Annotated in this window: 12 protein-coding genes and 1 pseudogene; 8 read left to right on the top strand and 5 right to left on the bottom strand. The window is 61.8% G+C overall.

Features of this window, described 5'->3' with window-relative positions; all coding sequences use genetic code 11:
• From ACOVRJ_RS10455 to ACOVRJ_RS10445, 3 genes and pseudogenes are all read left to right on the top strand, one after another.
• Positions 1–141, top strand: a pseudogene (locus tag ACOVRJ_RS10455) (bifunctional N-acetylglucosamine-1-phosphate uridyltransferase/glucosamine-1-phosphate acetyltransferase); the annotation flags it as partial.
• Between the two features lie 130 nt (positions 142–271).
• Entirely contained in the window at positions 272–721 is a 450-nt protein-coding gene (locus tag ACOVRJ_RS10450) for a hypothetical protein (RefSeq protein ID WP_422043789.1), read from the top strand.
• Positions 722–823: 102 nt separating this feature from the next.
• The gene (locus ACOVRJ_RS10445; RefSeq protein WP_422043788.1) at positions 824–1,357 is read left to right on the top strand and encodes an SRPBCC family protein; all 534 of its coding nucleotides are present in this window, start codon (positions 824–826) and stop codon (positions 1,355–1,357) included.
• A 123-nt stretch (positions 1,358–1,480) separates the two neighbouring features.
• Here the strand turns inward: ACOVRJ_RS10445 and ACOVRJ_RS10440 are convergent, their stop codons facing one another.
• Entirely contained in the window at positions 1,481–2,365 is an 885-nt protein-coding gene (locus tag ACOVRJ_RS10440) for an N-formylglutamate amidohydrolase (RefSeq protein WP_422043787.1), read from the bottom strand.
• A gap of 5 nt (positions 2,366–2,370) precedes the next feature.
• Positions 2,371–3,354, bottom strand: a complete 984-nt coding sequence (locus ACOVRJ_RS10435; RefSeq protein ID WP_422043786.1) for a tripartite tricarboxylate transporter substrate binding protein BugE — start codon at positions 3,352–3,354, stop codon at positions 2,371–2,373.
• 110 nt (positions 3,355–3,464) lie between these two features.
• Between ACOVRJ_RS10435 and ACOVRJ_RS10430 the strand changes: the two genes are divergently transcribed.
• Positions 3,465–4,373 (top strand): LysR substrate-binding domain-containing protein, encoded by a 909-nt coding sequence (locus ACOVRJ_RS10430; RefSeq protein WP_422043785.1) that lies wholly within the window; start codon positions 3,465–3,467, stop codon positions 4,371–4,373.
• A 47-nt stretch (positions 4,374–4,420) separates the two neighbouring features.
• On the opposite strand, the gene ACOVRJ_RS10425 is transcribed toward ACOVRJ_RS10430, so the two are convergent.
• On the bottom strand, positions 4,421–5,305 hold the full coding sequence (locus ACOVRJ_RS10425; protein ID WP_422043784.1) for a transposase: 885 nt from the start codon (positions 5,303–5,305) through the stop codon (positions 4,421–4,423).
• 247 nt (positions 5,306–5,552) lie between these two features.
• Here ACOVRJ_RS10425 and ACOVRJ_RS10420 point away from each other — a divergent pair, with 247 nt between their 5' ends.
• From ACOVRJ_RS10420 to ACOVRJ_RS10405, 4 genes are all read left to right on the top strand, one after another.
• Complete coding sequence (locus ACOVRJ_RS10420) at positions 5,553–6,470, top strand: DUF808 domain-containing protein (RefSeq protein ID WP_422043783.1); 918 nt, start codon at positions 5,553–5,555, stop codon at positions 6,468–6,470.
• Positions 6,471–6,565: 95 nt separating this feature from the next.
• On the top strand, positions 6,566–6,793 hold the full coding sequence (locus tag ACOVRJ_RS10415) for a hypothetical protein (RefSeq protein ID WP_422043782.1): 228 nt from the start codon (positions 6,566–6,568) through the stop codon (positions 6,791–6,793).
• Positions 6,794–6,817: 24 nt separating this feature from the next.
• On the top strand, positions 6,818–7,468 hold the full coding sequence (locus tag ACOVRJ_RS10410) for a UPF0149 family protein (protein ID WP_422043781.1): 651 nt from the start codon (positions 6,818–6,820) through the stop codon (positions 7,466–7,468).
• A 21-nt stretch (positions 7,469–7,489) separates the two neighbouring features.
• Positions 7,490–9,013 (top strand): M48 family metalloprotease, encoded by a 1,524-nt coding sequence (locus tag ACOVRJ_RS10405; RefSeq protein ID WP_422043780.1) that lies wholly within the window; start codon positions 7,490–7,492, stop codon positions 9,011–9,013.
• A gap of 3 nt (positions 9,014–9,016) precedes the next feature.
• Here the strand turns inward: ACOVRJ_RS10405 and ACOVRJ_RS10400 are convergent, their stop codons facing one another.
• Together ACOVRJ_RS10400 and ACOVRJ_RS10395 are read right to left on the bottom strand one after the other, a co-directional pair.
• On the bottom strand, positions 9,017–9,868 hold the full coding sequence (locus ACOVRJ_RS10400) for an all3515 family Zur-repressed PEP-CTERM protein (RefSeq protein WP_422043779.1): 852 nt from the start codon (positions 9,866–9,868) through the stop codon (positions 9,017–9,019).
• 166 nt (positions 9,869–10,034) lie between these two features.
• The gene (locus ACOVRJ_RS10395; RefSeq protein ID WP_422043778.1) at positions 10,035–10,742 is read right to left on the bottom strand and encodes a hypothetical protein; all 708 of its coding nucleotides are present in this window, start codon (positions 10,740–10,742) and stop codon (positions 10,035–10,037) included.
• Positions 10,743–10,789 lie beyond the last annotated feature (47 nt).

Below are 10,789 nucleotides of genomic sequence, written 5' to 3'. Positions count from 1 at the left end.
GCGCCCATCACCATCGGCGCTGGCGCCACCATCGGCGGCGGCTCGACCGTCACCAAACCGGTAGCTGCGGGCGAGCTGACTGTGGCGCGCGGCAAACAGGTGGCCATCCCAGGCTGGACCCGTCCGGCCAAGAAGCGCTGACAAGCGCTCTGCGGGGCGTGATAATTGCACGTGAGCGCGCCAATTGGGCGCCGGCCTCCCCCGGTCTGCGGGAGGCGCTGGCGAACAGAGGCGCCTAAGCTTGGGACCAATGCATTGAAGGCAAACAATCATGGCGCGCAGTACCGCTCGGCTCCCAACATCCACCCCGCAAGGCCAGTTGGATGACAGCATCTTGATCGACAGTCCCTGGCTCAGCCTGGACGAAGAAACCGCCCGCCAAGAGCAGGCGGCGCGCAGTGCTGCCCTGGAAACCCAAGCGCAGTACCACGCCCAATGTGACGACGCGGCGAGTGCTTGCTGGTATCTTTGCCGCAGTCTGGGCCTGGCGCGCCAGATGGAAGCTGGCGGCGAGCCCACGCTGGAACTGCTCTTTGAGTTGCTCGGCGCTCTGGCTGACTTGCCTGCCGACATCCGCAGTGCCCCCATGCCCGAGCAGGTGGGTGCCGATAATTTAGGCGTGTTCGAGCTCTGCCAACAACTGGCGGCCGCCCGCGAAGCCAGTCAGGAAGCCTGGGTCGAGGCCGAAATCGCCGCACCCGAGCACACGCTCAAACACTGAGCGCGGCTGAACCAACCGCAGGGCACAAGGTCTGGTTTGCCCCTTTGCAAACCAGCTCGCTGATGGGCATGCTGCAAGGCACCTGGTTCTGGACTGCCTGCTATGAAACTCGTCAAAACCCTGATCCTGCTGTTCCTGCTACTGGTGGGCGGCCTCTATTTCGGCGGCATGGCGCTGTCGTCCAAGTTCCATGTCTCGCGCACGGTGCAGATCGCAGCCAGCCCCGACAAGGTCTATGCCCTGGTCGCCAGTCCACGCCAGTGGAAGCAATGGAGTGTTTGGAACCAGCGCGACCCAATGATGGTCATCGAATACAGCGGCCCCGAATCGGGCCCCGGTGCCGTCTGGGCCTGGAAGAGCAAGAGCGAGGGCGACGGCAAGATGACCTTCACCGCCGCCGAGCCGCCCAAGCGCATGGGCTATGAGCTTTACTTCCCCGACTTTGGCACCACCTCCAGCGGTGAGTTCCGCTTTGAATCCACTTCCCCCACCGCCTGCAACGTCACCTGGACCATGGATGGCGATATGGGCAGCAACCCCTTGTTCCGCTGGATCGCGCTGTTCAGCGACAAGTTGGTGGGCGGCGATTTTGAAGCCGGCCTGGCCCGCCTGAAAGCACTTGCGGAAAAGTCTTGAGGCCTGGTTTACAAGCTGCCTCAATTTACAGCAAGCCAGTGTTTTTCATGACAAATCAATGACTTGCCGCAGCGGCGGACAGCTTGCCCACGAACTTATCCACAGCTGGCGGGGATAGTTACTTCAAGCCGCGATCTGCGCTCGGATATGGCCTGCGAGAGCTTGCAAGGTAGCCTGCAAGCATTGCTGCAAGGGCGCGAAGCCCGCATTCGGCTCACGGCTGGCTTCATCCATGTAAATCGGCCGGCGGATTTCGATCTGCAGGCTGTGCCGCCGCTGCGCCGGTTGGCCGATTTGGGCAATCAGCGCCACACCCTTGAAGGGATTGTTGCGGGCCACGCTATAGCCATGCGCTCGCAAGCTGGCCTCGATGAGGTCCAGCAAAGCCGGCTCGCACGTCGTGCCATCCCGGTCCCCAAGCACAAAGTCCGCCAAGGGCTGCTCGCTGCTGCGCCCGAGTCGCTCGAAAGCATTGCCCGGCATCGAGTGCAGATTCAGGTGCCAAACGGCGCCATGGGCTTGATGGGCCGAGTCCACCGCCGCTGACAAGGCCTGATGGTAGGGCTGCCAACAGTTGCGGATGCGGGCGTCCACCTCGGCCACGCTCAAGCGCCGCTGGTACATCGGCTGTTCGGCCGACAAGCGGCGCCAGATCAAACCAAAACCGAGGCGCGATTTCTCTCCGGGTGATAGCGGATGGGGCCAAGGCCCATCCAGCAACTCCGGATCCAAATCGCTCAGTTCGCGATTCACGTCCACATAGGTGCGCGGAAACAAGGCCTCGATCAAGGTGCCGCCCAGTGCAGGCACGGCAGACCAAAGCTCGGCCACATGGGTGTCCTCGCCCTGGCGCAGCGCCGCCAGCGGCTGGCAGCTGCCAAAGTCCGCCGGATAGCACACGCCGCTGTGCGGCGAATCACACACCAAGGGCAAAGCTGGCCCGGCCGCCGCCAAAGGCGGATGCACCCGTACCGTATTGCTGGGCTTGAATTGAAAATCGGCTTGCATGCGGCTCAGTCCAGGCTGATTTTGGCCTTGGCCACGATGCGGCGGTACTTGTCCAAGGCCAGCTTGATCTGCTGGCCAAACTGCTCAGGCGTGTTGGCCATGCTGATGCCGCCAATCGCGGCGGCACGCGTCTTGAATTCCTCGTTTTGCATGGCCTTGTGCGCGGCCTCATTCAACTTCTTGATGATGGCCGGAGGAGTGCCGGCGGGTGCCACCAGGCCAAACCAGCCGCCCTCGCTCATCTCCGCAAAACCGAGCTCTTTGTAGGTCGGCACCTCGGGCAGCAACGGGCTGCGCTGCGGCGCCAGCAGCGCCAGCGCGCGCAGCTTGCCGGCCTTCACATGCGGCAAGGTCGAGGGCAGGTTGTCGGTCATCGCATTCACCACGCCAGCCAAGGCGTCATTGGAGGCCTGGGCCGCTCCCTTGTAGGGGATGTGCAGCATCTCAATGCCGGCCAAATCCATGAATAGTTCGATATTCACATGGCCCAGCGAGCCATTGCCGGGTGAGGCGAAGATGTATTTGCCCGGCGCCGCCTTGGCCATGGCTATGAACTCCTTCATGCTCTTGGCGGGCACGCTGGGGTGCACCACAAAGACGCTGGGCACCTGCATGATGTTGGTGATGGGGCTGAAGTCCTTGACCGCGTCATAGCTCAGGCGCGGATTGATGGCCGGGTTGGCGCCGTGGGTGCTGACCGTGGCCATACCGATGGTATAGCCATCGGGGGGCGCCTTGGCCACGGCATCGGCACCCAAAGCACCGCCACCGCCGCCCCGGTTTTCCACCACCAGGGTCTTGCCCAAGATCGGCCCCATCTTTTCGGCAAGCAAGCGCGCCACCATATCGGTCGAGCCGCCAGGGGCAAAGGGCACGATCAGCTTGATGGGCTTGTCCGGGTACTCGGCCGCGCCCACCGACAAAGGCGACAAGAGAAACGAGGCACCGAGAACCAACAAGCAGTTCTTGAACGGGAAGGAGACAGGCATGGCAGGTGAAGAGAAGGTGGCAGAGAGTGAGCATTCTGGAGGCAGCACGCGACGCATGAGGCGAATAGTTTTCACACAGACATGCCGCTAACTCATAGCAAAATGCCCGGATGCGTATCCGCTCCCCTTCCCTGCACGAGTTGCACGCCTTTGCCGCGGCCGCCCGGCATGGCAGCTTCTCCAAAGCCGCCGAGGATTTGTGTGTGACACAAGGCGCGATCAGTCGCGCCATCGCCCGGCTGGAAGATCATCTGGGGCAGACGTTTTTCATCCGACAGGCAAGAGGCATAGAGCTCACCACCAGCGGCCGTGCTTATCTGGACTTGGTGGGGCCAGCGCTGCAGACGCTGGAGTCGGCCGCCATCGCCCAGCGCGTTCCCGCCGCCACCACCCGCCTGCGCCTCTCGGTCGCGCCCACCCTGGCCATCAAGTGGCTGATTCCGCGTCTGGCCGACTGGCAAGCGCTACACCCACAGATCACCTTGTCGCTGGCGCCCTATCAGCACGACGATGACTTCAGCAACCCTGAGATCGACGCCTGGCTGCGCCCGGGCGAGGGCGATTGGCCGAACGGCATCGCCGCCGAATACATCGTCGGGCGCGAGATCGTGGCCATCTGCCACCCCAAGGAACTGCGCGGCCGCCATCCCTTGCGCGAGCCGGCCGACCTGCTCAGCCGCCCCTTGCTCTATCACACCAACTATCCGAACAATTGGCGGGTCTGGCTCGACGCCGTGGGCGTGAGCCCGATGTCGCTAACGCCCAGCGCTGACTTCGAGCAGGTGTCCATGCTGGTGCAGGCGGTGATGGCCGGCCTGGGCGTGGCCATCGTGCAGCGATGCCTGATCGACGAAGAGCTCGGCAGCGGCCGCATCGCCATTCCTTTTGACCACCCCATCGCCATCAAGCGCGGCTATATGCTTTGCACCCGCCGGGCCAGCCACTCCAACCGAGCCTTGCAGCAACTGCATCAATGGCTGAAAGCCCAGGCAGCAAATCACCCCAACCCTCAACCTTGATGCCGGCGCCAGCTATGGAGCGCACGCCCTCGAAGGGCTGAAGTCGCTCAGGCTTGAACGACCGGGCTCAAACTGCGCTCGTACAAAGCCACCAGTCGGCTGACACGTGACACCGACAGGCCAAGTTGCAGGGCCAAGGCGCTCATCGTTTGCGCGCCTTCGGTGTGCGCGAGATAGATGGCTTGCTCGCGCGAGTTGCTGCGTTTGAGCCAATAAGACCAGTCCTGCCGCCGCCCCTTGCCGGAATCGGCCCGGCGCGACCGACCCTGACCTACACCCTGATGCTGAGCCAACATGCGACGCGCAAAGTCTTGATCACCCAGAAAGATCTGGCGTTGAACACGCCCAGGCCAAAGCTGGAAGTCGGGCTCGGCAGCGAGCCAACTCGCATAGCGCTGCGCTGCACGGCGACGCTCGGCCGGCGAATTCAACACGCGGCCAGCCACAAAACGCCACAACCCCTCTGCTTCCAACCAATCCGGGACCGAGTCCAAACCCGCGTGGGCGCGATAGCTCGACCAGGGCCATTGATCGGGCGTCTTCACCCACCCCAGTCTCAAGGGATTGAGCTCGACATAGCGGCAAGCATCGAGGAGGCAGGTCTCACGATCCACCAACAGCGCCTTGAAACGGCCGTGAAACAACTCACCGCTGCCGCCGTGGCGCCGGTTGTAATGCTGGGTATAGACACCGTTGAGGTGCCGCATCAAGCGCGAAAGATTGGCGCCCCGGGTGTAGAGCACCAGATGGTAGTGGTCGTGCAGCAGACAGTAGGCCAAAACCTGCGCGTCAAAACGCTGCATGGCCTGGGCCATCAGATCGATCAAAGCCCGACGATCCACATCATCGGCAAACGCACTGTGACCCGGCTCACAACGGGAGCTGATGTGATACACCGCGCCAGGGAACTCAATGCGTGAAGGACGTGCCATGCCTGAACTTAGGCGAGACAGGGGCAAAAGGCAAGGTCTGACCCCAGGCTTCGAAGGCGCGCGGGGCAATGGCCCCGAAATATGGGGTCAGATCTTGCCTGGCCACATCCACAGCAGCCAGGACCTCATGCACTGCAAGCAATGGGTCTAGCGCTCAAGCACCCGCTGAGCAGCAATCACACCCGGTATGTCTTGCCAAGTAAGGTACAAAGCACGACTGCTTCAACTCATCCGGAAGACTCACACCATGGCGGGCGCAAGTCTGTTGGCATTACTCGACGACATCACGACCGTCCTCGATGACGTGGCTTTGCTCAGCAAAATGGCGGCCAAAAAGACCACCGGCGTGCTCGGCGATGACTTGGCGCTGAATGCCCAGCAAGTCAGCGGTGTCCGTGCCGACCGGGAGCTTCCGGTCGTCTGGGCCGTAGCCAAGGGCTCCATGCGCAACAAGGCGATTTTGGTGCCTGCCGCCTTGGCCATCAGTGCCTGGGCGCCTTGGGCCGTGGTGCCGCTTCTGATGGTCGGCGGTGCCTACCTTTGTTTCGAGGGATTCGAAAAGCTGGCGCACAAATATCTGCACAGCGAGACTGAAGACAAGGCCGAGCGCCAAGGCTTGAACAAAGCGCTGTTGAACCCAGAGCAAGACCTGCGCAGCTTTGAACACGAGAAGATCCAGGGCGCGATCCGCACCGACTTCGTCTTGTCGGCCGAGATCATCGCCATCACCTTGGGCACGGTGGCCGAGGCCAGCTTCGACAAGCAAGTGCTGGTACTGAGCACCATCGCCGTGCTGATGACGGTCGGCGTCTACGGCTTGGTTGCCGCCATCGTCAAGCTCGATGATGCAGGTCTGTACCTGAGCCAACGCGACGGCAGCGCAGCGCAAGCCCTCGGACGCGGGCTCTTGGCCCTGGCACCTTGGATGATGCGCGCCTTGGCCGTGGCCGGTACGATCGCCATGTTCTTGGTAGGCGGCGGCATCCTGAGTCATGGTCTGCACGCGCTGCACGATCTACCGCAGTGGCTCGCGCCACTCCTCGGTCCGGCTGCGCCTCTGGCCTCCTGGCTGGTAGACGGGGCCGTGGGTGTCGCTGCGGGGGCCCTTTGCCTGCTTGCGGTATCAGGCGGTCAGCGCTTGTGGCGGGCTTTGCGTCGGCCCTGAGTCGCTCGGAGCAGACGCCGGAGTTGTCGTGTTGACCCGGCGAGCGTCAAGTCCAAGAATCAGCGTTCAAAACCACACAAGGTTAGGATGACGAGATGAAGACTCACACGATTGAAATCCAGAAGTTCAAGGTCGCCTCGAACAATACCCACGGTCAGATGATGCTCAAGGTCGACGCCTTGGTCACGCCGAAGGCACCCGTAGAAGGCATCGAGCCCAGCACCATCATCACCATGACCGAAGCCAATGCCCGCGTGCTGATGGCCTTGCTGAAAAAACAATTGCTGGAATTCGACAGCAAAAAAGCGCGCAGCCGCTTCTGATTCGACGGGCTGCGACAATCAAGCATGGAATATCCCCAATACGACCCCAAGTCCGACAACCTGCCCCTCTCCGATGAGGAGTTGTCGACACTGGACGATATGCTGGTTCGGTTACCCACCGAAGCCAGCATGAATATCGAAGCCCTGGACGGCTATCTGGCCGGTCTGCTGCTGAGCCCGCAAACCCTGGCCGATCTGCCCGGCGCCACTTGGCTGCCCACAGTGTGGGGCGGCGATGGTGAAGACCTTGAAGCCGCAGGCAAATCCGAGAACTACCCCTTCGTCAGCGGCAAGCAGCGCAAGCGCGTGATGCTGCTGGTGCTGCGTCATCTGCGTTCGATTGCCTGGCAATGGGCCGCCAAACCTGAGCTGTGGGAACCGATCTTCAGCGTGGCCGAAAGCGACGAAGAAGGCCAAGACGATTTGACCGACGCCGAGGAATGGGCCATCGGCTTCCTGACCGCGGTTGACTTGGCCCCAGATGCCTGGGCGCCGCTGTTTGACGACGCGGTCACCGGCCCGCTGCTGGCGCCCATCGCCCTGTTGGGTGGTGACGACTCGCAACTCAGCGAGGCCGATCGCGCCCGCCTGAACGACCCGATTGAGCGCGATGCGCTCAGCCGGGCCGTGCTCGACAACGTGCTGCAACTTTGGGCCGCACGCAGCAAGACCTGACCCTGCAATTTGCTTACGCCGATGGCTGCTTTGAAGTTCTTCCGTCCGCGCCTGCTGGCACTTGGCTTGGCCGCGGGCCTGCTGAGCGCCTGCGGTACCACCATGGTCAATCCGGTCACCGGCCAAGCCGAGCGATCGGTGATGGACGAGGCCAGCGAGATCGCGGAAGGCCGCAAAGCCCATGAGCAAGTGCTCAAGGAATACACGCCGCTGGCCAACCCCAAGCTGCAAGCCTATGTGAACGAGATTGGCCAGAAGCTGGCTGCGGCCTCGCACCGCAGCCATCTGCAATGGCACTTCACGGTCTTGGACAGCCCCGAGGTGAATGCCTTCGCCCTGCCCGGCGGCTATGTCTACATCACGCGCGGCATCATGGCCTACCTGGAGACCGAGGCCGATTTGGCCGGCGTGATCGGGCATGAAATCGGCCATGTCACCGCCCGCCACGGGGCGCAGCGCGCTACCCGACAGCAGACCGCCGGCTTCGGTGTCTTGGCGGCCAATGTCTTGGGGGCGGTGCTGGAATCCCAAGGCCTGGGCGGCGCTGGCCAGATGTTGGGCCAAGCTTCGCAGAGCGTGGCGGCCGGCTACATCGCATCCTATGGCCGAGAACAAGAGCTGCAAGCCGATAAGCTGGGCGCCGAGTATTTGGCTCGCACGCATTACGACCCCAAAAACATGGTCGATGTGATCCGGGTGCTGAAGAACCAGGAACGCTTCGCTGCGGAGCAAGCTCGGTTAGAGGGGCGCACGGCGCCTTCGGGCAGCAACTGGCTGGCCTCACACCCCAGCAACGATCAGCGCTTGGCCCAGATCAGCCAGACCGCCCGCAACTACGCCAGCGACGGCGAAACCTACCAAGACGAAGGCCGCGCCCGCTACCTGGCGGCCATCGAGGGCATCACCTTTGGAGAGAGTGCCGACCAAGGCCTGAGTCGGGGGCAGAACTTCTACCATCCGGAGCTGGGCTTCGCCATCACGGCCCCCACAGGCTGGAAGATTCAAAACAGCGCGGAAGCCCTGCTCTTGGTCAACCCGGAGCAAGACGCGGGTCTGATCTTGCGCCCGGCACCGCCCAAGCTGAGTGGCAGCCAAGACCAGATGTTGAGGCAGCTTCTGCCCCAGGCCGAGCAAATGCAAGTGGACCGGCTCAACCTCAATGGCCTGCCGGCCAGCCACGTGAATGCGGTGGTGCGTAACGCGCAAGGCCAGCGGCAGGGCTTGGAGTTCAGCCTGATCAGCGGGCCCAATAAGAACAACTACCTGATGCTGTTCCGAGCGCGCGACGCCAATGCCATGGCCCGCGCTTCGCGGCGCATGCAGGAGGCGCAAGCCACATTCCGACCCCTGACGGCGGCGGACCGCGCAGCCGCCAAACCCTGGATCGTGCGCACGACCGCGCTGCCCGCTGGCGGTTTCGCACAACTCGCCAAGACCTCTCCCTTGGGCCAGCGTGCCGAAGCGCAGTTGAGGCTACTCAATGGCGCCTTGGATAAAGAACCTAAACCGGGCCATCGGGTCAAGGTCGTCACTCAAGGCGATTGAGCTTTAGGCGCTCTTGCGCCTGCGTTGCAGCATACCGATAGCCAAGAGTCCTGCACCCAAGAGCGCCCAGGTTTGGGGCTCGGGGACCGGCGCGGTAGGTACAGCGAAGTCGATGTAGTAGCTGCCGCCCTGTCGGACATTGTTGTTAGTGCCGAGATTCACCAGCGAGAACTGAGCGCTGTAAACCCCCGCAGCGGCACCCTGATCAACGTAAAAGGTAGGCAAGAAGGTGAATGACTTGCTGCTGCCGAGCTCATAGACACTGCCTCCACCAAAGATGTCCATGGCGTTACCGTTTGCGACCTTGAGACCTGCGCTGGCTGACTCCAACTTCAGGCCGACCTTAACGCCATTGAAGTCGGCGCTCCAACGGTCTCGGCTGCTGTGGAACAAGACATCGGCCTCGCTGCTCAGGCCGTCAAGAGATTGGACCGAAGCCATGCCCAAATAGCTGTAGTCCGCAGCAGGCGCGCCCTCGGGCAAGACGCTGCTGACCCATTTGCCGACCATGGCGCCGTCGCCTTGTTTCAGAGCCAAGGCGCTGCTGGCTTGATCGGTGCGACTGTACAACTCGGGCAAGCGATTATTGGCATTGGTGCTTTGCACGACGGGCGCTTGTGCAGTTCCGGAATAGCTGTAGGCGCCGATGCCGTGATAGTGGTTGCCGTGGTCAAGCAGCAAGGTCAATCGATTGGCATTTGGGTTGGCCAGGCCGGCGAAGGTGCCGCTTGCAATGACGCTTTGAGAGTCTATGCCTACATAGAAGCCAATGCCCTCGGACCAGCGCGAGCCTTCGCTGGCCTGCACGGAAACGCTCAACAGAAAGGTCGCTGCAGCGACAGCAACGCAAGTCATTTTCATCATCATTTACTCACACAAAGCCTAAACAGGCCCCCATATTAAATGCAACTGACTTGCATGTGAAGCGATAATTAATGCACTGCTAAGCAATTACTTACGCGCAATAAAAAAGGCAGAGGGAGCTCTGCCTTTCTTGATTCAACTGAACCGAGCTGAAGCATTACTGCTGGCGACGGCGCACCATCAAACCAACCCCCAACAAGCCCGCAAACATCAGCGCGTAAGTGCCTAGCTCCGGTACCGGAGCGGTCACCAACGCCTCCACCGAACTCTCGAACGCAGCGTCAGCCAAGCCACGGTTGAAGACAATGTAGAAGGAGTCAGACGAGGTGTAATCGGCCGAAGTCAGCTTCATCTCTATCATGTAGGCGCCCACGGCCGCATTGGGTGTGACGGACATCTTCAAGTGATCATGGATGGTGCCGCTGAGCGAGACTTCGGACACATAAGCTGTCTCGCCCGGGGTGACGCCGGACGCATTCCAGGTGGTCAAGGCGTCTTGATAGACATCCGCCACGCTGACACCCACTCCGGCTTGTGCCACATTCCAGGCCGAACCATTCCAGAAGCTCAGCTTGCCCACACCTTCGAAGCTGATCAAGGCGCCGGGCTTGAGCAGATCACTGCCCTGAGTCTGGAAGCCCGGATCTTTGGTCGCCCAAGGGCCGCTGGCCAGATCACCGAAGTCGGCTTCGTAGATATTGAACCCGGTCACACCATGGGTTTCAAAGTGAGCGCCGCCCACCATCAGCTTGCCATTCTGGGCCGACACCGCGATGTCGCCGGCGTGATCGCCACTGGCCAAGGCCCAGGTCGGAAGCAAGAGCGCCGCCGCCAAGGACAAGCCAAGAGACATTTTCTTCAACATAAAAACTCTCCAAAGAATAAACACCACAAGACAAAAACAACACGAGT

It is taken from the genome of Roseateles sp. (genome assembly GCF_049240545.1).
GTDB lineage: Bacteria > Pseudomonadota > Gammaproteobacteria > Burkholderiales > Burkholderiaceae_C > Paucibacter_A.
The sequence above is the reverse complement of the archived record's forward strand: the minus strand, read 5'-3'. Positions and strand labels throughout refer to the sequence as shown.